The 24,257-nt window shown below is 61.4% G+C and carries 20 protein-coding genes; 5 read left to right on the forward strand and 15 right to left on the reverse strand.

Going from position 1 to position 24,257, the window contains the following annotated elements; genetic code table 11:
* Positions 1-42: 42 nt before the first annotated feature.
* Positions 43-1,431: a NarK family nitrate/nitrite MFS transporter gene (locus tag CWM53_RS25940; RefSeq protein WP_061154196.1), complete on the reverse strand. Its 1,389-nt coding sequence runs from the start codon at positions 1,429-1,431 to the stop codon at positions 43-45.
* A 311-nt stretch (positions 1,432-1,742) separates the two neighbouring features.
* On the opposite strand from CWM53_RS25940, the gene narX reads away from it, so the two are divergent.
* Both narX and narL read left to right on the forward strand, forming a co-directional pair.
* On the forward strand, positions 1,743-3,521 hold the full coding sequence (gene narX / locus CWM53_RS25945) for a nitrate/nitrite two-component system sensor histidine kinase NarX (RefSeq protein WP_100630687.1): 1,779 nt from the start codon (positions 1,743-1,745) through the stop codon (positions 3,519-3,521).
* A 10-nt stretch (positions 3,522-3,531) separates the two neighbouring features.
* A complete protein-coding gene (gene narL / locus CWM53_RS25950; RefSeq protein ID WP_002910198.1) occupies positions 3,532-4,182 on the forward strand; it encodes a two-component system response regulator NarL in 651 nt (216 codons plus the stop codon).
* Here narL and CWM53_RS25955 read toward each other — a convergent pair.
* The 7 genes from CWM53_RS25955 to nasR all read right to left on the reverse strand — a co-directional run bounded on the left by CWM53_RS25955 (position 4,179) and on the right by nasR (position 16,761).
* The gene (locus tag CWM53_RS25955; protein ID WP_100729518.1) at positions 4,179-5,561 is read right to left on the reverse strand and encodes a YchO/YchP family invasin; all 1,383 of its coding nucleotides are present in this window, start codon (positions 5,559-5,561) and stop codon (positions 4,179-4,181) included. The two genes, narL and CWM53_RS25955, sit on opposite strands and share 4 nt — an antisense overlap.
* Before the next feature lie 151 nt (positions 5,562-5,712).
* A complete protein-coding gene (locus CWM53_RS25960; protein ID WP_100750901.1) occupies positions 5,713-8,319 on the reverse strand; it encodes a nitrate reductase in 2,607 nt (868 codons plus the stop codon).
* On the reverse strand, positions 8,319-12,386 hold the full coding sequence (nirB, locus tag CWM53_RS25965) for a nitrite reductase large subunit NirB (RefSeq protein WP_100729520.1): 4,068 nt from the start codon (positions 12,384-12,386) through the stop codon (positions 8,319-8,321). Before nirB ends, CWM53_RS25960 begins: the two co-directional genes overlap by 1 nt.
* 10 nt (positions 12,387-12,396) lie before the next feature.
* The gene (locus CWM53_RS25970; RefSeq protein WP_004145418.1) at positions 12,397-13,185 is read right to left on the reverse strand and encodes an ABC transporter ATP-binding protein; all 789 of its coding nucleotides are present in this window, start codon (positions 13,183-13,185) and stop codon (positions 12,397-12,399) included.
* Positions 13,186-13,194: 9 nt separating this feature from the next.
* Complete coding sequence (gene ntrB, locus CWM53_RS25975) at positions 13,195-14,079, reverse strand: nitrate ABC transporter permease (protein WP_023290141.1); 885 nt, start codon at positions 14,077-14,079, stop codon at positions 13,195-13,197.
* A gap of 1 nt (position 14,080) precedes the next feature.
* Positions 14,081-15,337: a CmpA/NrtA family ABC transporter substrate-binding protein gene (locus CWM53_RS25980; RefSeq protein ID WP_032733486.1), complete on the reverse strand. Its 1,257-nt coding sequence runs from the start codon at positions 15,335-15,337 to the stop codon at positions 14,081-14,083.
* Positions 15,338-15,579: 242 nt separating this feature from the next.
* Positions 15,580-16,761, reverse strand: a complete 1,182-nt coding sequence (gene nasR / locus CWM53_RS25985) for a nitrate regulatory protein NasR (RefSeq protein ID WP_074385523.1) — start codon at positions 16,759-16,761, stop codon at positions 15,580-15,582.
* Positions 16,762-16,829: 68 nt separating this feature from the next.
* Here nasR and CWM53_RS25990 point away from each other — a divergent pair, with 68 nt between their 5' ends.
* Complete coding sequence (locus tag CWM53_RS25990) at positions 16,830-17,183, forward strand: DsrE/DsrF/TusD sulfur relay family protein (protein WP_012541343.1); 354 nt, start codon at positions 16,830-16,832, stop codon at positions 17,181-17,183.
* Positions 17,184-17,421: 238 nt separating this feature from the next.
* Entirely contained in the window at positions 17,422-17,664 is a 243-nt protein-coding gene (locus CWM53_RS25995; RefSeq protein ID WP_002910387.1) for a DUF1883 domain-containing protein, read from the forward strand.
* Between the two features lie 56 nt (positions 17,665-17,720).
* On the opposite strand, the gene CWM53_RS26000 is transcribed toward CWM53_RS25995, so the two are convergent.
* Entirely contained in the window at positions 17,721-18,401 is a 681-nt protein-coding gene (locus CWM53_RS26000) for a gamma-glutamylcyclotransferase (protein ID WP_074385521.1), read from the reverse strand.
* A gap of 136 nt (positions 18,402-18,537) precedes the next feature.
* Positions 18,538-18,768, reverse strand: coding sequence for a putative cation transport regulator ChaB (gene chaB / locus CWM53_RS26005; RefSeq protein ID WP_008804392.1), 231 nt, complete (start codon positions 18,766-18,768; stop codon positions 18,538-18,540).
* 263 nt (positions 18,769-19,031) lie between these two features.
* Here chaB and chaA point away from each other — a divergent pair, with 263 nt between their 5' ends.
* The gene (gene chaA / locus CWM53_RS26010; protein WP_008804391.1) at positions 19,032-20,132 is read left to right on the forward strand and encodes a sodium-potassium/proton antiporter ChaA; all 1,101 of its coding nucleotides are present in this window, start codon (positions 19,032-19,034) and stop codon (positions 20,130-20,132) included.
* Positions 20,133-20,219: 87 nt separating this feature from the next.
* On the opposite strand, the gene kdsA is transcribed toward chaA, so the two are convergent.
* The 5 genes from kdsA to prfA are packed head-to-tail and all read right to left on the reverse strand — an operon-like array spanning position 20,220 to position 24,252.
* Positions 20,220-21,074, reverse strand: coding sequence for a 3-deoxy-8-phosphooctulonate synthase (kdsA, locus tag CWM53_RS26015; RefSeq protein ID WP_061154187.1), 855 nt, complete (start codon positions 21,072-21,074; stop codon positions 20,220-20,222).
* 39 nt (positions 21,075-21,113) lie between these two features.
* The gene (gene sirB1 / locus CWM53_RS26020; RefSeq protein ID WP_074385519.1) at positions 21,114-21,926 is read right to left on the reverse strand and encodes an invasion regulator SirB1; all 813 of its coding nucleotides are present in this window, start codon (positions 21,924-21,926) and stop codon (positions 21,114-21,116) included.
* Positions 21,927-21,929: 3 nt separating this feature from the next.
* Positions 21,930-22,322: an invasion regulator SirB2 gene (gene sirB2, locus CWM53_RS26025; RefSeq protein ID WP_008804389.1), complete on the reverse strand. Its 393-nt coding sequence runs from the start codon at positions 22,320-22,322 to the stop codon at positions 21,930-21,932.
* Positions 22,322-23,170 carry a peptide chain release factor N(5)-glutamine methyltransferase gene (gene prmC / locus CWM53_RS26030; RefSeq protein ID WP_100729521.1) on the reverse strand — a complete coding sequence of 283 codons (849 nt, stop codon included), beginning with the start codon at positions 23,168-23,170 and terminating at the stop codon, positions 22,322-22,324. The genes sirB2 and prmC overlap by 1 nt, the downstream gene beginning before the upstream one ends.
* Positions 23,170-24,252 (reverse strand): peptide chain release factor 1, encoded by a 1,083-nt coding sequence (gene prfA, locus CWM53_RS26035; protein ID WP_061154184.1) that lies wholly within the window; start codon positions 24,250-24,252, stop codon positions 23,170-23,172. Before prfA ends, prmC begins: the two co-directional genes overlap by 1 nt.
* Positions 24,253-24,257 lie beyond the last annotated feature (5 nt).

Here is a 24,257-nt window from a genome sequence, read left to right on the forward strand (position 1 = left end):
TTTGGGAGTACGCCTTTACGAAGCGACATCGACTATGGCGGATTACTGACGCTTACGGCCGTATACCGCCCAGGTGATCACCACGCAGGCAATATAGAAGACGAGGAAGATTTTCATCGCGCCGGCCGGCGAGCCGGTCAGATCCAGCGAAATGCCGAACGCTTTCGGGATAAAGAAGCCGCCGATGGCGCCTATCGCCGAGATAAAGCCCAGCGCTGCCGCGGTATCGGTCGCCGCCTCGCGCATCGCCTGCGCTTCGCTACCCCCCTGGGCCTTCACGCGGTCCATGGTCAGCTTACGGAAGATCACGGAGATCATCTGGAAGGTGGAGGCGCTCCCCAGCCCGGCGGTCAGGAACAGCACCATGAACACCGCGAAGAAGGCGATGAAGTTGCCGCCCTGGCCGTTAGTCGGCAGGGTCAGGAACAGCAGCGCGCAGAAGACAGCCATCACCACGAAGTTGACCAGCGTCACGCGAGTCCCGCCGAGACGATCGGAGATCGCCCCGCCCATCGAACGCGCCAGCGCGCCAATAAAGGGGCCGAAGAAGGCGTAGTGCAGGATCTGCACGTCCGGGAACTGGGTTTTCGACAGCATGGCGAAGCCGGCGGAGAATCCGATGAAGGAGCCGAAGGTGGCCAGATAGAGCAGCGCCATGATCCACAGATGCAGGCGTTTGAGCACAGGCAGCTGTTCGCTCAGCGAGGCTTTAGAAGCCGACAGGTCATTCATAAAGAACCACGCCGCCAGAGTGAAAATAATCAGGAAAGGTACCCAGATCCACGCGGCGTTTTCCAGATACAGCATTGAGCCGTCAGGCTGCTCGCTGCCGGTCCCGCCAAAAATGGCAAACACAGAGACCGACACCACCAGCGGTGCGACCAGCTGCATCACGCTGACGCCCATATTACCGAGGCCGCCGTTGACGCCGAGCGCCCCGCCCTGCTTCGCTTTCGGGAAGAAGAAGCTGATGTTGGCCATACTGGAGGCAAAGTTGGCCCCGGCGAAGCCGCACAACAACGAGATAATCACGAAGACGCTAAACGGCGTGGAAGTATCCTGGACCGCAAAGCCCAGCCAGACGCACGGAATAATCATGATCCCGGTGCTGAACGCCGTCCAGCGACGGCCGCCGAACAGCGGCACCATAAAGGCGTAAGGCACGCGCAATAAGGCGCCAGACAGCGCCGGCAGCGCGGTCAGCATAAACAGCTGATCGGTCGTAAACTGAAAGCCCACTTTGTTGAGATTAACGGCGACGGCGCTGAACAACATCCATACGCAGAACGCCAGTAACAGACAGGGAACGGAGATCCATAGATTACGGCTCGCCACACGGTGACCGCGCTGTTGCCAGAATTCAGGATCTTCAGGGCGCCAGTCGGTAATGACCGAGCGGTTAGCCTTCTCCGGTAGGGAAGATTGACTCATAGATACCTCTGATTATTCATATTTCCTGCCGCTACCTTAGGGGTTGCCCGGGGCGGTAAGTTGATATAAATCAAAGGAAAAGCGCGCACTAATTTGTGCAAAAATAAACCATGCTCCGAAGTGAGTAGAGAATGGTGAGGAAAAAAGTGTGGTTTATCACGCGGCTGCCGGGTTGCGTATAACCCCACCCCCAATAGCGCCTACCACCGACAATTAAGGAGTAACTCTTTAGGGGTATGGGTATACTCCAGGGGATAGCCGAGAATAAGCGCCACTCCCGGAGAGATCACCGGTCAGGAGCCACGCATTCCATGTTAAAACGTCTTTTTACTCCGCTGACGCTGGTCAATCAACTGGCGTTAATCGTGCTGCTCGCCACCATTATTGGCGTCGCCGGTATGGCGATCTCCGCGCGCCTGGTGAACGGCGTCCAGGGCAGCGCCCACGCGATTAACAAGGCCGGTTCATTGCGTATGCAAAGCTACCGGCTGCTGGCGGCGATCCCGCTGAATGAAAACGATCAAAAGCTGGTGGCGGACATGACCGCCACCGTCTTCAGCCCCGAGCTGCAAAATTCCGCCCGCCGCGACGGCCAGGAACAACAGTTAAAAGCGCTGCAGCAATACTGGCAGCAGGCGCTGGCCCCCGGCATGCAGCGTGCGGTTAACCAGGCGGAAGTGGCCCAGGATGTCGCCGACTTTGTCGATCGTATCGACCAGCTGGTCACGGCATTCGACCACACCACCGAGCAGCGTATCGAGCGGGTAGTCTGGATCCATCGCATCCTCGCCATTGGTATGGCGCTGCTGCTGATTTTTACCATCATCTGGTTACGCGCCCGCCTGCTGCGGCCGTGGAAACAGCTGCTGGGCATGGCGCGGGCGGTCAGCCAACGCGATTTCACCCAGCGGGCGCACATCAGCGGGCGTAACGAAATGGCGACCCTCGGCATGGCGCTGAATAACATGTCGGAAGAGCTGGCGGAAAGCTACGCCGTGCTCGAGCGGCGGGTGCAGGAGAAGACTGCCGGGCTGGAACAGAAGAACGAGATCCTCGCTTTCTTATGGCAGGCCAATCGCCGGCTGCATGCCAGCGCCCCGCTCTGCGAGCGGATTTCACCGGTACTGAATGGCCTGCAGGGGCTGACGCTGCTGCGCGATATCGAGGTACGGGTTTACGACCTGGAAGACGAAGATAATCACCAGGAGTTTACCTGCCATTCGGATTATGAATGTGATGATAAAGGCTGCTACCTCTGTCCACGCAATCTGCCGCCTCTGCCGGATGGCGGAACAACGCTGAAGTGGCGGCTATCGGATGCGCATAATCAGTACGGCATTCTGCTGGCGACGCTGCCGGTTGGCCGCCATCTCAGCCACGATCAGCAGCAACTGGTGGATACCCTGGTGGAACAACTGACCAGTACCCTGGCGCTGGACCGTCATCAGGAGAAACAGCAGCAGCTGATCGTCATGGAAGAGCGGGCCACTATCGCCCGCGAGCTGCACGACTCCATCGCCCAGTCGCTGTCCTGTATGAAGATGCAGGTCAGCTGTCTGCAGATGCAGGGCGACGCCTTACCGGCGGAGAGCCGCCAGCTGCTGGGGCAGATTCGCAACGAGCTGAATACCTCCTGGGCCCAGCTGCGGGAGCTGTTAACCACCTTCCGCCTGCAGCTGACCGAGGCGGGCCTGCGCCCGGCGCTGGAGGCCAGCTGTCAGGAGTACAGCGCCCACTTCGGATTTACGGTACAGCTTGATTATCAGCTTCCACCGCGCTTTGTACCGTCGCATCAGGCCATTCACCTGCTGCAGATCGCCCGCGAAGCGTTAAGCAACGCCCTGAAGCATGCCAGCGCGACCGAAGTAACCGTGACGGTGTCACAACGCGATAATCAGGTCCGTCTGGTGGTGGCGGATAACGGCCGCGGCGTGCCGGATCACGCCGAGCGGAGTAACCATTACGGTTTAATTATTATGCGGGATCGCGCCCAGAGCTTGCGCGGTGACTGTCAGGTACGACGCCGGGAAACCGGTGGAACCGAAGTGATCGTCACGTTTATCCCGGAAAAAACGTTTTCCATCCAATAAGGAGACCCCCATGAGTCAACAGGAACGGGCAACCATCCTTCTCATTGACGACCATCCGATGCTGCGCACCGGCGTAAAACAATTGATCAGCATGGCACCAGACATCCAGGTGATTGGCGAGGCCAGCAATGGTGCCCAGGGTATCGAGCTGGCGGAATCGCTGGATCCGGACCTGATCCTGCTCGACCTCAATATGCCGGGCATGAATGGCCTGGAAACGCTGGACAAACTGCGTGAGAAATCGCTTTCTGGCCGGGTGGTGGTCTTCAGCGTCTCCAACCATGAAGAGGACGTTGTCACCGCCCTGAAGCGCGGCGCCGATGGCTATCTGCTGAAAGATATGGAGCCGGAAGATCTGCTGAAAGCCCTGCAGCAGGCCGCCGCCGGAGAGATGGTATTAAGCGAAGCGTTAACCCCGGTGCTGGCCGCCAGCCTGCGCGCCAACCGCGCCACCTCCGATCGCGACATCAGCCAGTTGACCCCGCGCGAGCGCGACATCCTCAAGCTGATCGCCCAGGGACTGCCGAACAAAATGATCGCCCGTCGCCTGGATATCACCGAAAGCACCGTCAAAGTACACGTGAAGCACATGCTGAAGAAAATGAAGCTCAAATCCCGCGTGGAAGCCGCGGTATGGGTCCACCAGGAGCGAATTTTCTAAGGCGATTCCGTCCAGGAGACGCCAGGCGCGGTGAACTTGACCAGCGGCTCGGTCAGCGCCAGAGCGATCTCATTGGAGGAGACGCGCTGCCCCTGTTTATCCTCCACCACCACCGACAGGCGCCAGCGGTTCGCGGCGCCCGGTTCACTGTTCCACACCGGCATGATCACGCTCCAGCCATCCGGGCTGGCGCCATCCACCGGCGGCGTCAGGCTAAGCGCCTGGGTGTCACCCTGCCAGTGCAGCGCCTTGATACCGTGCAGGCTATGGATCTGCAGCTTCAGCTGCACCGTCTCTCCGGACTGCAGATCCCAGGGCGGCGTGGCCAGATAGACTGTCAGATTTTTGCGTTGACGATACTCCACCACCGGCAGATTATCCCGCTCCGGACTATCGAAGCGGCTCCCGCGCAGTGAGTTGCTGATCGCTACCTCGTCTGCGGCCAGCTGCTGCTTAAGGGGTACGCCGAAGCGGTAGTTTAGCTTCAGGCCCACATTGTTCTGGCTGACGCCATTTTCCCCCTGCTTATGCTTAGCGGTAACGGTGACCAGCGGGACCGGGGTGTAATTGAGCCCAACGGAGACGGCCACCGGATTATGGTAGCCGGTACCGGTGTGAAAAAGATCGACGCTATCGCCGAAGTACTGTTCGACGCTGACGCTGGTATTAATGTGCTGGTAGAACGGTAGCCGCGCCTGGGCGGTGACGTCATACCCCGCGGCCATCCGCTGCTCCTGAGTCTGATTATCGCGCAGTTGCCAGTCGCCCAGCGGATGGTAGTAGTTTGCCGACAGCCGGAGGTATTCTCCCCACGCCTCCGCGCCGACGCTGCCGCGCGCCAGGCTTTCGCTCAGCACTTTGTCGTAAAACGAGTTATAGCCCAGCAGCCAGCCACCGACCCGCCAGCGCTGGCCAAGTCCAATGTTGCCCACCAGATCGTTCTCGCGCCGGGTCACCGAATACTGGTTCCAGGTCAGGTAACGGTCGTTATCCTGCAACGGTACAAACCAGCTCCCTTTACTGCCGGTGAACTTACCCTCTTTATCGACCAGCAGGTCGACATTGGCGTTGCCCCATGGTGACAGCCAACTCTCCAGCTCATGGCTCACTTCATTGCCGATTTTGCTGATGGCGAACAGCTGCGCCTGCTCGCCCGCCGTCAGTCCGTTATCGCTCATGCTGGCCTCGCCAAACTTCTTCGCCACTTCGGCAAAGTGCCGGGCGTCGTCATCAACCTGGGGAGCAATCCCCATATCGGGCAACGGATCTTGTGCTGGTGTGGGGCGAGTGGTGTCGCTGGCGGTCAGCGCCCAGACGGGAACGCCCGGCAGCAGCAGGAGACAGGTCAACGTTGGCAACAAACGGAAGGACACAGGCATCAACAGATTTTGAGCAGGCTCACAAAAATGGAAAGAAGTGTTAGTTTATCGTTTTTTCCCTGCTCCCGCAGCCCTGTGGGCAATTCCAGGAATATGCTGAAACCGGTTGGGCAACATATCACCCAACCGGCGCCGTCACTGCGCGCCACCGTTACGCCTGGGTTCGGGATCGTTGCGCCGCCAGCAGCGCGTTGAGCTCCGGCACGCAGGAGCCGCAGTTGGTCCCGCATTTCAGCTTCGCTCCCAACGCCCCGACGCTGGCGCAGCCGCTGGCGATAGCCTCGCTAATTAACCGTTCCCCCACGCCAAAGCAGCTGCAGACGATCCGCCCCCGCGGGGCGACGGCGGCGCCCGGTCGGCCGCTAAGCAACGCATGTCGCTGGACGGCATCGGACGGCGGCGCGGCAAAGGCGGCGCTTATCCATGCGCTATCCACCACCGGCTCGCGCGCATCGCTCCACCAGCCGAGCATCAGCCTCCCCTGATGCCAGGCCAGCAGGTTCCATACCACGCCGCCTTCAGCCACCTGTAGCTGCCAGCCGCGCTGCGCGCACCACGCGCTGATCCACTGTCGGGCAGACGCCTCCCCAGCCAGCGAATAGTGCAGCACGCCAGGCGCTGCCCGCCGCCGCCAGTGCCAGGCCGCTGGAAACGGCAGCGGTTCGCGACAAAGCAGCTCGCTGTGCCAGGAAGGTTGCCAGGCGGCGATGGCCACCGCCGCCTGTTTACTTTCCGGCTGGCCGGAATACGGGTCCGTGACGGCGGCCAGCAGGTTATTCACCCGCCCCTGACGGGCAAACTGATTGTTCCAGTGCATCGGAACAAACAGCGAGCCGGGGCGCTGCCCTTCGCTGATCGTCACTTTCGCCACCATCACCCCATGCCGCGACCAGATCCGCGCCAGCCCGTCGGCGGGAAGCTGGTAGCGAACGGCATCCTGCGGCGCCACCTCCACCACCGGCTCCGCGATGTGCTGCATCAGCCGCGGCACCGTGCCGGTGCGGGTCATGGTGTGCCACTGATCGCGGATCCGCCCGCTGTTGAGGATCAGCGGATAAAAGACATCGGTTGTCGCCCGGGTCGGTTGAGGCGTCACCGGCACCATCCGCAGCCTGCCATCGCCATGCCAGCCGCGCACGATATCCCAGGCGGCTTCGCTGCGGCTGACCGGCCAGCGCACCGGCGCCATGGCGTCCCACGCCTCACGGCTGAGATCCGCCAGCGCGCCGATATCAAACGCCCGCTGACCGTCGTTTTCGAAACCGGACAGCGCCGCATGCTCGCGGAAGACGTCATGCGGATGCTGCCAGGCAAACGCCTCGCGATACCCCAGCGCCTGCCCCACTCTGGCGATGATCCACCAGTCCGCTTTCGCCTCCCCCGGCGGCGGCAGAAAGCTGCGCTGACGGGAGATCCGCCGCTCCGAGTTGGTGACCGTGCCATTCTTCTCGCCCCAGGCCAGCGCCGGAAAGCGGATGTGGGCGAAACGTCCGGTATCGGTCTGGGCGGCGACATCCGAGACGATCACCAGCGGACAGGCGGCCAGCGCCTGGCTCACCGCGTGGCTGTCAGGGAGCGACACCACCGGGTTGGTACCCATGATCCAGACCGCTTTGACCTCGCCGCGGCCAATGGCGGCAAACAGCTCCACGGCGGTCAGCCCCGGGGTCTGCGCCAGCCGTTCCGTCCCCCAGAAGCGGGCCAGCCGCTGCAGATCGTCTGGCACAAAATCCATGTGCGCCGCCAGCATCGTCGCCAGCCCGCCGACTTCGCGGCCGCCCATGGCGTTGGGTTGACCGGTCAGCGAAAAGGGGCCACAGCCGCGGCGGCTATACTTCCCGCTGGCCAGATGGACGTTGATGATTGCGTTACATTTGTCGCTGCCGCTGGCGGATTGATTGATTCCCATGGTGTAGAGGGTGATCGCCCGCGGGGCGGCGATGAACTCGCGATAGAAGGCCGCCACCTCATCGGCAGCCAGGCCGCAAAAATCCGCCACCTTCGCCACGTCCCAGCCACTCGCCTCGGCCAGCGCCTGCGAGCCATCGCGAAAGCCATCAACGCAGGCACCGGCTTGCACCAGGGCGTTAAGTAATCCCACAAACAACCCACCATCGCTTCCCGGGGCCAGCGCCAGATGGCGGTCGGCGATCTCGCAGGTGGCGGTGCGTCGGGGGTCGATCACCACGATCCGCAGCCGGGGATTATCCCGCTTCGCCTGCGCCAGCCGTTGGAACAGCACCGGATGCGCCCAGGCGGCGTTCGAGCCGACCAGCACCACCAGATCGCTGTTTTCCACATCCTCATAGCTACAGGGCACCACATCGGCGCCAAAGGCCCGCTTGTAGCCGGTCACCGCTGACGACATGCACAGCCGCGAATTGGTATCGATGTTCGCCGCGCCGATAAACCCCTTCATCAGCTTATTGGCGGCATAGTAATCCTCCGTTAACAGCTGGCCGGAGGCGTAAAAGGCCACCGCCTGCGGGCCGTGCTGGTCGATGACCTGTTGCAGGCGCGCAGCGGCCTCCGCCAGCGCCTGAGGCCAGGCTACCTGTTGGCCGTCGACCTCCGGCGCCAGCAGCCGCCCCGCCAGGCCCGTGGTCTCCCCTAATGCCGCCCCTTTGACGCACAGGCGGCCGAGGTTCGCCGGATGCTGATCGTCGCCGCGCACGCTCACCTGCCCCGCGTCATCCACGCTCGCCAGTACGCCGCAGCCCACACCACAGTAAGGACAGGTCGTTCGGATGGTCTGCATCAGGAGGCCTCCGCGCGCGCCAGCAGTTGCTGGCTGCCCACCCACACTTTGCCGTTTTCCACTTTTACCGGCCAGGCGCGTACCGCCTGTTCACTGCCGTCGCACGGCCAGCCGTCGCGCAGGCGAATCCGCTGTTTGTACAGTGGGGAGATCACCACCGGCTCGCCGCCGACGTCCCCTAACAGCCCGCGTGACAGGACGTTGGCCGCGCTGCCCGGCTCTCGGTTGTCCAGGGCGTAGACCCGATCGCCGAAGCGGAACAGGGCAATCTGCCGCTCCCCTAAGCGGGCGCCAATCCCCGCCTGCGCCGGGATGGCGTCAAGGTCGCATACCGCCTGCCACGGCCGGGATGGGAGTTCGCCTTCGGGCAACGTCTCAGTCAGCAACAGCTGCGGCTGACCACGCAGCTCGTGGCGCTGCACCGCCTCGTCCGGCTGGTCGCTGTTCACGAAGGAGCGGAACAGCGCCAGACGCTGCGGATCGTTGAGGGTGGTCTGCCACTCGCACTGGTAGCTGTCGACGATCCTGGCCATCTCCTGCTCCAGCTCCTCGCCAAGGCCGAGACTATCCTCCAGCACCACCTGCCGCAGATAGGCGACGCCGCCCTCCAGGTTATCCATCCAGGTGCTGGTCCGCTGCAGGCGATCGGCGGTACGGATATAGAACATCAGCAGACGATCGATGCTGCGGATCAGCGTCGCTTCGTCGAGATCGCTGGCAAACAGGTCGGCGTGACGCGGTTTCATCCCGCCGTTGCCGCAGACGTACAGATTCCAGCCTTTATCGGTGGCAATCACCCCGATATCTTTCCCCTGGGCTTCGGCGCATTCGCGGGTGCAGCCGGAGACCGCCATCTTGATTTTGTGCGGGGCGCGCAGCCCTTTATAGCGATGCTCGAGCCGCACGGCGAGCCCGGTGGAGTCCTGCACGCCGTAGCGACACCAGGTTGAGCCGACGCAGGATTTCACCGTGCGCAGCGACTTGCCGTAGGCGTGGCCGGTTTCAAACCCGGCGTCGGCCAGCTCGCGCCAGATAGCCGGTAGCTGTTCCAGCCGCGCGCCAAACAGATCGATACGCTGGCCACCGGTCACTTTGCTGTAGAGCTGGTAACGTTTGGCGATCTGCCCGATGGCGATCAGCCCGTCCGGCGTCACTTCCCCCGCCGCCATCCGCGGCACCACCGAATAGGTTCCGTCCTTCTGAATATTGGCGAAATAGCGGTCGTTGGTATCCTGCAGCGGCAGGTGCGCCGGCTTCAGCAGGTACTCGTTCCAGCAGGAGGCCAGCACCGAGGCCACCAGCGGTTTGCAGACATCACAGCCGTGCCCCTGGCCGTAGCGGCTAATCAGCTGCTCGAAGGTATGGATATGGTTGACCCGCACCAGGTGGTAGATCTCCTGGCGCGACCACGGGAAATGCTCGCAGACGTCTTTTTTCACTTCGACGCCCTGCTCCGCCAGCTGGTACTCCATCACCTGTTTCACCAGCGCGCTGCAGCCGCCGCAGCCGGTGGCCGCTCTGGTGCAGCTTTTTATCGCCGCCATATCCCCCGCCCCATGGTTCACCGCCTGGCAGATATCGCCTTTGCTGACGTTATGGCAGGAGCAGATCGGCGCGCTGTCCGGCAGCGCCGCGACGCCGAGCGCCTTCGGCGCGGCGCCCTCCAGCGCAGGCAGGATCAGGCTCTCCGGACGCGGCGGCAGCGCCATGCCGTTCAGCATCATCTGCAGCAGCGTGGCATAGTCGCTGGCCTCCCCCACCAGCACACCGCCAAGCAGGGTTTTGCCGTCCTGACTGACGACGATTTTTTTGTAAACCTGCAGCGGACCGTCGGTCCATTGATAGCTCTGGCAACCCGGCGTGCGCCCCTGCGCATCGCCAAATGAGGCCACGTCGACCCCCAACAGCTTCAGTTTGGTGCTCATGTCGGCGCCGCTAAAGCAGGCGTCTTCTCCCGCGAGGGTGGCCGCGGCGATACGCGCCATCTGATAGCCCGGCGCCACCAGACCGTAAATTTTATTGTCCCACAGGGCGCATTCGCCTATCGCCAGCACGTCCGGGTCAGAGGTGCGGCACTGGCCGTCGATGTGAATGCCCCCGCGTTCGCCCACCTGCAGCGCGCAGCCGCGGGCCAGCGCGTCCTGCGGACGGATCCCCGCCGAGAAGACCACCATGTCGGTCCGCAGCGTACCGCCGTCGGCAAAGTTCAGCCGCAGGCCGTCGGCCTCGCGCACGATGGCGGTGGTCGCTTTGCTGGTATGCACCCCCACGCCGAGGGCGACGATCTTCTCCCGGAGCATCGCCGCCCCGCCGTTATCCAGCTGGACGGCCATCAGGTTCGGGGCAAACTCCACCACGTGCGTGTTCAGCCCCAGCTGTTTCAGGGCGTTAGCCGCCTCCAGCCCGAGCAGGCCGCCGCCGATCACCACCCCGGTCTTCGCCGCGGCGGCATGGGCGGCGATACGGTCAAGATCGTCAAGCGTGCGGTAGACAAAGCACCCGTCGAGATCGTTGCCAGGGATCGGCGGAACAAAGGGATAGGAGCCGGTCGCCAGCACCAGTTTATCCCAGTGGGTTTCATGTCCCTCGGCGTCCCGCACCAGCCGCGCGTCGCGGTCGATCGTCGCCACCGCCTCGCCGAGACGGAGTTCGATGCCGTGCTGGTGAAAGAAATCATCGGCCACCAGCGATAGCGATTGAGCGCTGCGCCCGGCGAAATATTCGGAGAGATGTACCCGGTCGTAGGCGGCGTAACGCTCTTCGCCAAACACCACGATTCGATATTGCTGATGCAGGTTGCGGCTCACGCATTGTTCGAGAAAATGGTGGCCGACCATGCCATGTCCCACCAGCACTAATACAGGTTTCGTCATCGTCATTATTCCTGCAGCCTGCGGCTGCGTTGAAGAGGGGTCAAAAAGCCAGTCCGCAGTGGCGGGCTCGTCGCTGTCCAGGCGCGCGGTGAGCGCGGTGGCGGCGGTGCAGTCGCCCATCAGCAGCACGCCGCGCAGGCGGCCGTCGCGCAACAGCAGGCGACGGTAGTGGCGATCGATGGGGTCCCAGCTGGTATAGATGTCATCCTGTTCGCCGGCCTGCTGCTCCCCAGCGCCAAAGAGTTCAATGCCGGTAACCTTCAGGCGGGTCCCGGCGTCCTGCCAGACAAAGCCCTCGCCGGGGGCGCCGCACAGGCGATCCGCCAGTACTTCGGCCTGGCGCAGGCAGGGAGCTACCAGCCCCCAGGTCTGGCCGTCAATTTCGCAACATTCCCCGATGGCGCTGATCCCCGGCAGCGAGGCGGCCATCTGGCGGTCAACCACGATCCCCCGCTGGCACAGCACGCCGCTCTGCGCCGCCAGACGGCTGTCGGGCTGCACGCCGGCGGCCAGCACCACTCTGGCGGCGCGGAAAGCGCGCCCGTCCGCCAGCCGCACACCATCCTCTTCGATGGCGGCGATCCGGCATTCCAGCACGCAGCGGATGCCGCGCGCTTCAAGCTGCTGCCTGAGCTCATCGGCGGCAAAAGCGTCGGTCAGCGGCGCCATTAATCCGCTGCCGCGATGCAGAAGAGTGACCTCCCCGCCATGGCGACGCAGCGCCGCCGCCGCTTCCACACCGAGTACTCCGCCGCCAATCACCACCGCCGGCCCGGGTATCGCCAGAATTCGTTCCACGTCCACCAGGGTGCGGAAGGGGATAACCTGCGGACGATCACGGCCCGGCAGCGGCGGGATAAAGGGCCGCGAACCGGTGGCGAACACCAGCTCGTCCCACGGCAGCCAGGTTTCCGCGATGCGCAGCCGCCGTTGCTCAACATCGACTTCATCGACCGCCTCGCCGGATCGCAGGCACACCCCGTGCCGGGTGTACCACTCCGCCGGCAGCAACGGGAGCTGCGCCGCCGTTTTTTCGCCAGCCAGCAGCGGCGAGAGCTGAATGCGGTTATAGGCCGGGTGCGGCTCGTCGCCGACGACGGTAATGGCAAACCGCGCGGGGTCGCGCTCAACCAGTCGCTGCACCAGTCGGGTGGCCGCCATGCCGTTACCGATCACCACCAGTCGCCGCGTCATGACCGCCCCCTTACGCCGCTTTCGGCTGTTTTTCATACAAAAAATGCAGGATCTGCTGACGCAGATGGTGATACCGGCTGTCGTCCGCCAGCTGAACGCGGTGACGCGGACGCGGCAGATCGACCGCGAGGATCTCACCGACCGTCGCCGCCGGACCGTTGGTCATCATCAGCACCCGATCCGAGAGCAGCACCGCTTCATCAACGTCGTGGGTGATCATGACGATGGTGGTATTAAGCTCCTGCTGAATATGCATCACCGTGTCCTGAAGGTGAGCGCGGGTCAGCGCATCCAGGGCGCCGAAGGGCTCATCAAGCAACAGCACCTTCGGCTTCATCGCCAGCGCCCGGGCGATACCGACCCGCTGCTTCATGCCGCCGGAGATCTCCCCGGGACGTTTGTGCAGCGCATGCCCCATCTGCACGCGTGCCAGGTTGTGTTCGATCCACTCCCGGCGCTCACTCTTGCTCATGGTGCGACGGAACACCTGATCCACCGCCAGCGCCACATTATCGAAACAGCTCAGCCACGGCAGCAGCGAGTGGTTCTGGAAAACCACCGCCCGCTCCGGCCCGGGCCCGGCGATTTCCCGGTTATCACACAGCAGTCCGCCCTCGGTGGGCGTCGTGATCCCGGCGATCAGATTCAGCAGGGTCGATTTTCCGCAGCCCGAGTGGCCAATCAGACTGATGGTCTCCCCTTCGACGATATCGAAGGAGACATTCTGCAGCGCCAGGAACTCGCCGCTGGCGGTGTTAAAGCGCTGGCTGACGGCCTGCACCTGAATTAATGGTTTCATGTTGGCTCCTTATTTTTCCTGCCAGCTAAAGCGGCGGGCGAGCAGCATCAGACCCTGCTCCAGCAGCAGGCCGACGACGCCGATAATGACGATGGCGATGATGATGTTTTCCACATTGAGGTTGTTCCACTCGTTCCAGATCCAGAAGCCGATCCCCAGCCCGCCGGTGAGCATTTCCGCCGCCACGATCACCAGCCAGGCGATGCCGATGGAGAGACGCACGCCGGTGAGCACCGCCGGCAGCACCGCCGGAAAGAGAATTTTGCGCATCACCGTCCACTCCGAGAGCTGGAGGACTCGGGCGACATTGAGATAGTCCTGCGGGATCCGCCGCACGCCTTCCGCGGTGTTGATCACCATCGGCCAGATGGAGCAGATAAAAATGGTCCAGCTGGAGGCCGGCTCCGCCTTCTGGAACAGCAGCAGGCCAATCGGCAGCCAGGCCAGCGGGCTGACCGGGCGCAGCAGGGCAATCAGCGGATTAAACATGCGGGCGAAGAACAGCGAACGGCCGATCAAAAACCCCAGCGGAATGCCCGCCAGCGCCGCCAGGCCGAAGCCCACCGCTACGCGCTGCAGGGAGGCCAGCACGTTCCAGCCGATGCCCATGTCATTGGGCCCGTCCTGATAGAACGGATCGGCAAACAGCGTCAGCGCCGAGTCCAGCGTGCTCAGCGGCGTGGGAAAGCCTTTGCTGTGCATCGCCGCCAGCTGCCAGGCCAGCAGCAGCACCCCCAACCCCAACAGCGGGGGCAGCAAGCGCTGAGTGAGCTCACGCAACCAACGCGTGACGGTTGGCGTGGTACGCCGGACCTGCACCGGCGGCAGGATAATCACTTCGCCAGGCGCGTTCTCCACGCTGACGACCGGTTGCTTACGTTGTGCCTGCTTCATCTCATGCCCCCTTACGTTGAATGGCAAAATGGCGGGCGTAGCCTTCCGGGTCGGACCCGTTCCAGACCGTACCGTCCATCAGTGTGCTGCTGCGCATCGTGGCTGCCGGTGCGCTGATCCCGCCGACCGCCTGGGCGGCAGCCTGCCAGACGTCGATGCGGTTAATGCGTGACGCCACCGCGAGGTAATCCGGAGCCTGCTTCAGCAGTCCCCAGCGGCGGAACTGGGTGAGGAACCACATTCCATCCGACAGCCAGGGGAAACTGACCTCGCCCCCGGCCCAGAAGCGCATCGGATGGGCATCCTGCCAGCGGCGGCCGAGGCCGTTGTCATACTCCCCAAGCATCCGGCCGGTGAGGTACTGCTCCTTGGTATTGAGCCAGCCGCGTCTGGCGAGCAGGCGGGCCGTCTCCTGAGTGTTCTCCGGCGAGGCGGCGATCCAGCGCTGCGCCTCCATCAGAGCCGCCACCAGCGCGCGGGCGGTGTTCGGGTTGCGTTCCACCCAGTCGCGACGGGTGCCCAGCACCTTTTCCGGATGCTCGGGCCAGATATCCTGGGAAGTGGCCGCGGTGAAGCCAATGCGGTCGTTAATGGCGCGGGCGTTCCACGGCTCGCCGACGCAAAAGCCGCTCATATTGCCGATGCGCATGTTCATCACCATCTGCGGCGGCGGCACCACGACGGTGCGCACATCGTTAAAGGGATCGATGCCGGCGCTCGCCAGCCAGTAGTAGAGCCACATGGCATGGGTGCCGGTGGGAAAGGTATGGGCGAAGGTGTAGCTGCCCGGCGCGCTGCGGTCGATCAGCCGTTTCAGCCCGCCGAGGTCGGTTACCCCTTTCTCCTGCAACTCGCCGGAGAGGGTAATCGCCTGGCCATTACGGTTGAGGGTCATCAAATTAGCCATCGCCTGCGGCTTGCTGGCGATCCCCAGTTCAAGACCGTACAGCAGGCCGTAGAGAATATGTGCCGCGTCCAGTTCGCCGGCCACCAGCTTGTCGCGCACCGCCGCCCAGCTGGCTTCCTTACTCGCCACCAGGGTGATGCCATACTTTTTGTCAAACCCCTTCGCCGCGGCGATGGCCAGCGGCGCGCAATCGGTCAGCGGAATAAATCCGACCCGCACGCGGGTTTGCTCCGGTTTGTCCGATCCGCCGGCCCATGCGGCCTGCATCACACCCGGCAGCAGCATCGCGCCGCCCAGCGCGGCCCCTGCCTGCAGCAAGCGCCGCCGGGAAATTGAAAACTTGTCGCTCATATCCGCTCCACCACGCGCAAAAAAAAAGCGCCCGACAGTGCATACGCACTGCAGGACGCCTTTATCCACGGACACCCGAACCGCCATTGGTTCGTTGTCCGGACTTTTATTCACTCAATCAGTAATGCAAACGGGATGCCAGCTTTGGCAATGGCGCGCTGGCCGGCTTTTCCCCAGCGTTGGCCGGTTTCTCACGTAAAAGTGCACCGCCGGCAGGCAAAGAATGCCCATTGATTGTGCATCTACTCCTTTGGTGTTAGCGGCCAAATCGCCTTCACCATCAGCAGCGCGCGGGCTATCTCAACCATGCGCTGATTTTTATCCATGGCCATCTTACGCAGCGTCTGCCAGGCCTGCTCCTCCTGCATTCCCTGGTGCGTCATCAGCAGGCTTTTCGCTTTTTCGATCAGCTTGCGTTCTTCGAGCGCGTCTTTCAGCGAGGCCAGCTGGCTCGAGAGCTGCTGCAGCTCATAGGCCTGCTGGCGCACCAGCGGCAGCAGCTGTTTATCCAGATGCGGCGTCAGGGTATCGACTTCCTCGCCGGCCAGCCAGCCTGGCGCGTCGTCCACTAGCAGCGCGTCGGTGGCGTCCAGCAGATCGTCGATCAATTGTTCTTCCACTTCGCGCAGGTGCTCAAGCCGCTGGGTTTGCAGACCAAACCAGCGCAGCGCTGTTTCCCCGCCGTCGGCGGCAGGCTGGCGGGTGCAGGCGATCCGCCGCAGCTGTTCGATGTCCAGGCCGGCCTGGCACTGGGTGATAAACAGCTGGACGGTCGCCGGGCTGCCCAGCGCCTGAAAGCTGTCGAAGCAGGGCTGCTGACCGTCAATACGGTCCACCAGCTGCTGGCGCAGGCTGTCGCTGAACTCGCCGCGGGTAAAGCCCAGAGCGCCCAGCGCGCGTTCCTGACCCACCAGCTCTTTACCCTGCATAAAGCTGTACAGCGCGACCATGCGGCCAGCCACCGGCGGATCGTCAATGCTGTCATTGAGCTGCGGGACGATGTTCAGCAGCTGGCGGATGACGCGGCTGAACTGCTCCGTCGCGGCTTCAGCGGTAATCTGCCGGCGAGCGATCTGCTCGCGCAGCGCCGGAAGCTGCAGCAGATCGCCAACCGCCCTGGCAATGCGCCAGCACAGCGCGCTGCCGGCGACCGTACGTGCCCGTTCGAGGCTGGCATAGAACAGCGCTAACCGCTCATCAACCAGCGCCCCGCCCGCCCGACACTCCGCCGCATACAGTTGGCCGCCCGAGCAAAGAAAAATATTCGACGCCCCGCGCTCACACTGCAGCATATGCACCAGCGCGCTGAGCTGGCTGGCCAGTTCCCCCAGTTGGCTAAGCTGCTGAAGCTGTTGTTTTTGCAGGCGACGCGCCAGCTGTAGCCAGGCTGTCACATCGTCCGCGTGACCAGTCGTATTATTCATACCCCTCCTCCGGGTTAACGCTTTATACTGCGGTAAAGCAATAACCGTGCCTTTAAGAAGGAGTTTGTATGCAACGTATTGTGATTATCGCCAACGGCGCCGCCTATGGCAGCGAATCCTTGTTCAACAGCCTGCGCCTGGCCATTGCCCTGCGCGAGCAACAGTCCGACCTCGATCTCAAGCTGTTTCTGATGTCTGATGCCGTCACCGCCGGGCTGCGCGGGCAGAAGCCGGCGGAAGGATACAATGTGCAGCAGATGCTGGAGATCCTCACCGCCCAGCAGGTGCCGGTGAAGCTGTGCAAAACCTGCGCGGACGGTCGCGGCGTCAGCGCGCTACCGCTGATTGACGGCGTAGAGGTTGGTACCCTGGTTGAGCTGGCCCAGTGGACGCTGGCGGCAGATAAAGTGCTGACCTTCTGAAGATAGGCTGTCGAACGGGATGAAATGTCACGTATTGGCGCTTGAAGAGGCAAAAAAAACGTTAGCTGAATGCTTTCAGGAACAACGTCATTTTTGTTTAATCTTTATCCCTTTTTTTGATCAAAATCAGCATCCCGACCCGCGGCGTTTGATGTGATGCACAGAGCAAAGTGTGAACAATATCACGCGAGGACTGGGTGGGCAGGATGCTGTAGCGGGACAGAAACGGGGTACAAAAATGGCGATGGTTAAAGCAAGTTTGACGTTGTTTGGTGGTGACACACTGGTGGTGCGGTGCTCAGAGCGCTGCCATATTCATCTCATGAGCGCGAAGGTTCCGGGCGACAGCCATGCGGATATTCTGAGCGTGCAGGATCGGGACAGCGCCTATCTGACGGTGCCCTACAGCGGCACATGGAACGTGCTTATCGACAGTCACAGCCAGTCACTGGAGCACTCCATCAGCTACGTTCCGGCCTGACCGTCACTTCCAGAACTTACGCCCGGCCATGCCGGGCGTTTTTCTTTTCCGCGCACTCAGGCCAGGCCTGGCGTCGGACTCTCGCCCAACAGCGCGCGTACGCTGGCCACGAGGTCATCAAGACTGGCATCGTGCATACCCAGCGTGCTCAACGCCTGCTCAAGTGAAAAAAGGTACTGGGCGTTGGTGCCGAGCGGGCCGCTAGCCCGGGCGATCAGCGGGGCGATAACCTGGGCACTGGTATCCGGTTCAAACAGCGGATGGCGCGGATCCATAATAAACACCAGGGCATTCACCGTCCGTCCGTCGTCCAGCTCCAGCTTGCACCAGGTGGGCAGATAGCAGCCGGTGATCATCTCCCGCTTCCACAGCAGGGTCAGCTCTTCTTCCAGCGTGTCGTCAGGCAAACGATAGGCGACGCCGGTGGTTCGGCCGCCCTCTTTGAGAGCCAGCATGCGGCCCGGCTGGCAGGCGCTACCGCGCCCGGCGGTCAACCGCAGGCAAAACGCACGATGCCAGCCCGGCAGCGTACCGGTGCAGGACTCGCGATAATTGAGCGCCGGGTTCCAGATAAGCGAACCGTAGCCAAAGATCCATACTGAGCCATCATCCGGGCGGCAGGCCAGCGTCGCCGCCAGCGAGGCTGCACGTTGTTCTGCCGACCAGAGTAGCGATTCCTCAATAGCGCCAAACGCTGTCTTACAATCCGCATTCATTAAGAAATCACGAGTTAACACTGTTTACTACCTCCGCCACTGCCCGCTTCCCGGCGTTCGTCTCATGCATCCGTCAATATTGCTGAAATATTATCCAGCTTTATCCTTCAATAAGCAATCAGCGGGGCGCTGGCAAGCATAAAAGCGGCGTCAGCAATTATTTTTTCTTATGCCACTTATCATCATCGCCTTTCTCGTAGCTGTTCTTCACCGCCGCCCAGGCGACTTTGTGCGCCGTCTCTTCGCGGCTGGCGTCATCGCGCCGCTCATCTTTATCTTTATATTGATCCCAAGCGCTGTTAAACGCTTCTTTATAAATTTCCTGCGCATGAGCAGGCAGAACATGCTGAACGCTGTCGGGGAGTTCTTGTTTATTGCGATAGGGCATACTGACCTCCTGTTTGAGCATTAAATTTAAGTCTGGTACGCAAGCGGCTGGCTATCAACGTCAAAATGAGTAGAAAAATTATTTTAGTAATTATCTGAATAGTAAGAACTAAATAGTGGTAAACATAAATTATAATAAACTAATCAAGATATCACTCGATACCCGTAAATTTAAGTAAAAAACCAGCGGTAATTTATCAAAATCTGTTACTTTACCGCCCTACGTTTTTATAATTATAACACCTGCATAAATGGAGATGGTTCATGACCCATGCACATGAGGCGGTAAAAACCCGCCATAAGGAGTCTTCCCTCGTCTTTCCGGTGCTGGCGCTGGCGGTGCTGTTTTTCTGGGGCAGCAGCCAGTCACTGCCAGTGGTTATCGCAATTAATATCCTCGCGCTGGTCGGTATTTTAAGCAGCGCCTTCAGCGTGGTCCGCCACGCCGACGTCCTCGCCCACCGCCTGGGCGAACCCTATGGCTCCCTGATTCTCAGTCTGTCGGTGGTTATCCTTGAAGTCAGTCTGATCTCCGCCTTAATGGCCACCGGCGACGCCGCGCCGACCCTGATGCGTGATACGCTCTACTCCATTATTATGATCGTCACCGGCGGTCTGGTCGGTTTCTCTCTGCTGCTGGGCGGGCGTAAATTTGCCACCCAATATATGAATCTGTTCGGCATTAAGCAGTATCTTATCGCCCTGTTTCCGCTGGCGATTATCGTGCTGGTGTTTCCGATGGCGCTGCCGGGCGCAAACTTCAGCACCGGGCAATCGCTGCTGGTGGCGGTGATCTCGGCGGCCATGTACGGCGTTTTCCTGCTGATTCAAACCAAAACCCATCAGAGTCTGTTTGTTTATGAGCATGAAGACGACAGCGACGATGACGACCCGCACCACGGTAAACCGTCTGCCCACAGCAGCGGGTGGCATACCGCCTGGCTGCTGGTGCACCTGGTGGCAGTGATCGCGGTCACCAAAATGAACGCCAATCCGCTGGAAACACTGTTGACCAGCATGAACGCCCCGGTGGCCTTTACCGGCTTCCTGGTGGCCCTGCTGATCCTGTCGCCGGAAGGCCTTGGCGCCCTCAAAGCGGTGCTCAACAATCAGGTACAGCGGGCGATGAACCTGTTTTTCGGCTCCGTACTGGCCACCATCTCGCTGACGGTCCCGGTGGTCACCCTCATCGCCTTCCTGACCGGCAATGAGCTGCGCTTTGGCCTTGGCGCCCCGGAGATGGTGGTGATGGTCGCTTCGCTGGTGCTGTGCCATATCTCCTTCTCCACCGGGCGCACCAATGTGCTGAACGGCGCGGCCCACCTGGCGCTGTTCGCCGCCTATCTGATGACCATTTTCGCCTGACCCCGCTTACCCGCCCGGCGGAGTCCGGGCGAAAAAAAAGCCTGCCGGTGTTAACACCGGCAGGTTTTTTCATTGACGCAGTCAGGCTTACTTGCTGGTATCCAGCTCGTCGAAGCTTTTCACCAGATCGTCAATCGCTTTCATCTGCTTGAGGAACGGCTCCAGTTTATCCAGCGGCAGCGCGGACGGGCCGTCGCATTTCGCGTGCTCCGGATCCGGATGCGCTTCGATAAACAGACCGGCGATACCTACCGCCATACCGGCGCGAGCCAGTTCGCTCACCTGCGCACGGCGGCCACCGGAAGCAGCGCCAAACGGGTCGCGACACTGCAGCGCGTGGGTGACGTCAAAAATGACCGGCGAGTTGTTGGAGGCTTTCTTCATCACGCCGAAGCCGAGCATATCCACGACCAGGTTGTCGTAACCGAAGTTAGCGCCGCGGTCACACAGAATCACTTTGTCGTTACCGCCTTCGATAAACTTATCGACGATGTTGCCCATCTGGCCCGGGCTGACGAACTGCGGCTTCTTGACGTTGATCACCGCCCCGGTCTTGGCCATCGCTTCCACCAGATCAGTCTGGCGCGCGAGGAAGGCCGGGAGCTGGATCACGTCCACCACGTCAGCCACCGGCTGCGCCTGGCTGGCTTCATGAACGTCGGTGATGATTTTCACGCCAAAGGTCTGCTTCAGCTCCTGGAAAATCTTCATCCCTTCTTCCAGACCCGGACCACGATAGGAGTGGATGGAGGAACGGTTGGCTTTATCAAAGGAGGCTTTGAAAACGTAGGGGATGCCAAGCTTCTGCGTAACGGTCACGTAATGTTCACAGATGCGCATCGCCAGATCGCGAGACTCCAGCACGTTCATCCCGCCGAACAGCACGAACGGCAGGTCGTTTGCTACGTTGATATCACCAATGCTAACCACTTTTTGTTTCATAAGTTCGCCTTATCAGGGTGTAACCGGAATGGTTCCAGACTAATGCAATGTAATTTGTTTGTGCGAAATCGTGTTGATCTGTGCGCGGATCATCTCGCTGATCGGATCTTCCGGACACTGCTCAACGAAATAGCTTAGATCCAGCAGCGCCACGTGATCGCAGTCCAGCTGGGCGTATATCAGCCCACGATCGCGGATCTCGTACGGATCTTCCGGGTTAAACTGCAGCAGCGCCTCACTGGCGCGCAGGGCCAGCTCCATCTGCCGCTCTTCCATCAGCGCCGACTTCAGGGTATCCAGCAGTTTGCGGATCACTTCGGCGTTGTCGGCTTCGTCGAGATCTTCATTAAACAGTTCCGCCACCGGCCCGATGTTGCCCTTCAGCCATACCTCCAGGGTATGTTCGTCAAGGGTATCTCCGTTAAACGGATTAATCAGCCACATCTCTTCGCTGGTTTCCGGGTCCGCACGCAGCAGCATCTGGGTCGGGAAGATCACTGGCACCACCGGTAACCCCAGGCGCTGAGCGATCCACAGCAGGATGGCACCTAACGATACCGCGCTGCCCTGGCGGTTGATCAGCACTTTATCCAGCCACAATGCGTCGGAAAGACGATAAATGCCCTGCGAAGCGCCAAAGCCCCACTCTTTGTAAAACAGCGCCAGCAAGCGTTCTATCTGGCGTTCCTGGTCCCACGAAGTCGCAATCTCTTCCTGCGCCAGGCGCAGCAGCCGCTGCAGCTCTTCCTCGACAAAATGCGTCGGAAAATCGTCGCGGACCTGCTCAGAAATGAGGACCATGCCATCACATAATGGCGCTTTGTTAAATTCGAAATCCGCTAATGACCCCATGCCCTACCCCAGTATCGGTATTCTTGTGATGGCGAGTTGAATGATAATAAACAACACCACCAGCGCCAGCAGAAACGCGATAAAGCGGCTCTGCTGACTGCGCGGACGACGTCGGCCCAGCGCGATAAAACCTAATGCGATGTAAATGATAACGCCAAACAGCTTTTCAGTCAGCCATGCGCCGTCTTCGGTGAACGGCAGGTAGTGCGTTATCGCCATTAAACCCGCACCGCTGAGAAACAGCAGCGTATCGCTGCAGTGCGGCGCAATTCGCACCCACCGCTGGTTCAGCAGCGGGCTCTGGTGATACATCCACCAGTAACGTAAAACGAACAATCCTACCGACACCACCACGCTGGCGATGTGCAGGTAGAGGACAGCCGTGAATAAGTTCATCAGCCAACGTTCTCCATGTCGGGTAAGTGTCCGAGAGTCAGACGTTCATTGTCGCCATAGTCGCGACAAGTTGAGACGTCGAGATAGCCCGCTTCGCGGAACAGGGCGCGAACTGCCTCGCCCTGGGTCCAGCCATGCTCCAGTAGCATCCAGCCGCCGGGCTGCAGATACTGCCGCCCCTCGCGGATAATCTGCGCCAGATCGGCCAGCCCCTGGTCGGCAGCGACCAGCGCCGTCAACGGCTCAAAGCGCACATCGCCCTCGGCGAGATGCGGGTCGGCGGCGTCGATATAGGGTGGATTACTGACGATCATGGCGAAACGCTGCCCGGCCAGCGCGCTAAACCAGTCGCTTTGCCGTATCGTCACGTTAGCGATGCCCAGATGGGCGGCATTGCGCAATGCCAGCGCCACGGCGTCCGGGATCACGTCCACCGCGGTGACCTCACAGTCCGGACGCTCGCTGGCCAGCGCCAGGGCAATGGCGCCGGTCCCGGTGCCAAGATCGAGAATACGGCACGGCGCGGCAGGCAGTCGCGCCAGCGCTTGCTCCACCAGACACTCGGTATCCGGACGGGGGATCAGCGTCGCCGGGGAGACAAACAGCGGCAGCGACCAGAACTCACGCTGCCCAACCAGATGGGCGATGGGTTCCCCGCGCTGGCGACGCTGCAGGAGCGCCTCCAGCGTCGTCGCTTCGTCAGCAGACAGCATCGTTTCGCCGAAGGCCAAAATCCAGGTGCGCGCCCGGCCGGTAACATGTCCCAACAGGATCTCGGCATCGCGTCGCGGGCTGTCGCTTTCACGTAGCCGGGCGATCGCCTGCTGCAGCCAGGCCTGAAAGGTCATCATTCCTGCTCGGACAGTGCCGCCAGCTGATCGGCCTGATATTCCTGAACAATCGGCTCAATCAGCATATCGAGTTTGCCTTCCATGGTTTCATCCAGACGGTAAAGCGTCAGGTTGATGCGGTGGTCGGTCACGCGCCCCTGTGGGAAGTTGTAAGTACGGTTGCGGTCGCTACGATCGCCGCTGCCCAGCAGGTTACGGCGCGTGGAGGCTTCCGCCTGCTGACGCTTGGCCACTTCGGCGGCGCGGATACGCGCCCCCAGTACAGACAACGCCTTGGCTTTGTTTTTATGCTGGGAACGTTCGTCCTGACACTCCACCACAATGCCGGTCGGCAGGTGAGTAATACGGATAGCCGAGTCGGTGGTGTTGACGTGCTGACCGCCCGCGCCGGAGGAGCGGAAGGTATCAATGCGCAGATCCGCCGGGTTAATGTCCGGCATTTCGGCTTCCGGCAGCTCCGGCATCACCGCCACGGTGCAGGCGGAGGTGTGGATACGCCCCTGCGATTCGGTGGCCGGCACACGCTGCACGCGATGGCCGCCAGATTCAAATTTCAGCCGACCGTAAACGCCGTCGCCGCTGAATTTGGCGATCACCTCTTTGAAACCACCGTGTTCACCTTCGTTGGCGCTGAGGATTTCCACCTGCCAGCGGCGCGATTCGGCGTAGCGGCTGTACATGCGGAACAGATCGCCGGCAAACAGCGCCGCTTCGTCACCGCCGGTTCCGGCGCGCACTTCCACGAAAGCGTTACGCTCGTCATCGGGATCTTTCGGCAGCAGCAGCACCTGCAGCTGTTGCTCCAGCTGGTCGCCTTTATCTTTGGCGTCACGCAGCTCTTCCTGCGCCATTTCGCGCATTTCCGGATCGTCGAGCATCATCTGCGCAGTTTCGATATCCTCCTGCACCTGACGCCAGTCGGTATAACAGCGCGCCACATCGCTCAGTTGAGCGTATTCCCGCGACAACGCGCGGAATTTATCCTGATCGGCAATCGTCGCGGCATCGCCGAGCAGCGCCTGCACTTCTTCATGGCGCTCGTACAACGCTTCCAGTTTGGCAACAATAGAAGACTTCATAGGCG

Origin of the sequence: Klebsiella sp. A-Nf5, assembly GCF_002810545.1 — a bacterium.
Taxonomy (GTDB): domain Bacteria; phylum Pseudomonadota; class Gammaproteobacteria; order Enterobacterales; family Enterobacteriaceae; genus Klebsiella; species Klebsiella variicola.

Bases quoted from the DNA above. Each gene is read 5' to 3' on its own strand.
- CWM53_RS25940 (WP_061154196.1), bottom strand. From the start codon at position 1,431: ATGAGTCAATCTTCCCTACCGGAGAAGGCTAACCGCTCGGTCATTACC.
- narX (WP_100630687.1), top strand. From the start codon at position 1,743: ATGTTAAAACGTCTTTTTACTCCGCTGACGCTGGTCAATCAACTGGCG.
- narL (WP_002910198.1), top strand. From the start codon at position 3,532: ATGAGTCAACAGGAACGGGCAACCATCCTTCTCATTGACGACCATCCG.
- CWM53_RS25955 (WP_100729518.1), bottom strand. From the start codon at position 5,561: ATGCCTGTGTCCTTCCGTTTGTTGCCAACGTTGACCTGTCTCCTGCTG.
- CWM53_RS25960 (WP_100750901.1), bottom strand. From the start codon at position 8,319: ATGCAGACCATCCGAACGACCTGTCCTTACTGTGGTGTGGGCTGCGGC.
- nirB (WP_100729520.1), bottom strand. From the start codon at position 12,386: ATGACGCGGCGACTGGTGGTGATCGGTAACGGCATGGCGGCCACCCGA.
- CWM53_RS25970 (WP_004145418.1), bottom strand. From the start codon at position 13,185: ATGAAACCATTAATTCAGGTGCAGGCCGTCAGCCAGCGCTTTAACACC.
- ntrB (WP_023290141.1), bottom strand. From the start codon at position 14,079: ATGAAGCAGGCACAACGTAAGCAACCGGTCGTCAGCGTGGAGAACGCG.
- CWM53_RS25980 (WP_032733486.1), bottom strand. From the start codon at position 15,337: ATGAGCGACAAGTTTTCAATTTCCCGGCGGCGCTTGCTGCAGGCAGGG.
- nasR (WP_074385523.1), bottom strand. From the start codon at position 16,761: ATGAATAATACGACTGGTCACGCGGACGATGTGACAGCCTGGCTACAG.
- CWM53_RS25990 (WP_012541343.1), top strand. From the start codon at position 16,830: ATGCAACGTATTGTGATTATCGCCAACGGCGCCGCCTATGGCAGCGAA.
- CWM53_RS25995 (WP_002910387.1), top strand. From the start codon at position 17,422: ATGGCGATGGTTAAAGCAAGTTTGACGTTGTTTGGTGGTGACACACTG.
- chaB (WP_008804392.1), bottom strand. From the start codon at position 18,768: ATGCCCTATCGCAATAAACAAGAACTCCCCGACAGCGTTCAGCATGTT.
- chaA (WP_008804391.1), top strand. From the start codon at position 19,032: ATGACCCATGCACATGAGGCGGTAAAAACCCGCCATAAGGAGTCTTCC.
- kdsA (WP_061154187.1), bottom strand. From the start codon at position 21,074: ATGAAACAAAAAGTGGTTAGCATTGGTGATATCAACGTAGCAAACGAC.
- sirB1 (WP_074385519.1), bottom strand. From the start codon at position 21,926: ATGGGGTCATTAGCGGATTTCGAATTTAACAAAGCGCCATTATGTGAT.
- sirB2 (WP_008804389.1), bottom strand. From the start codon at position 22,322: ATGAACTTATTCACGGCTGTCCTCTACCTGCACATCGCCAGCGTGGTG.
- prmC (WP_100729521.1), bottom strand. From the start codon at position 23,170: ATGACCTTTCAGGCCTGGCTGCAGCAGGCGATCGCCCGGCTACGTGAA.
- prfA (WP_061154184.1), bottom strand. From the start codon at position 24,252: ATGAAGTCTTCTATTGTTGCCAAACTGGAAGCGTTGTACGAGCGCCAT.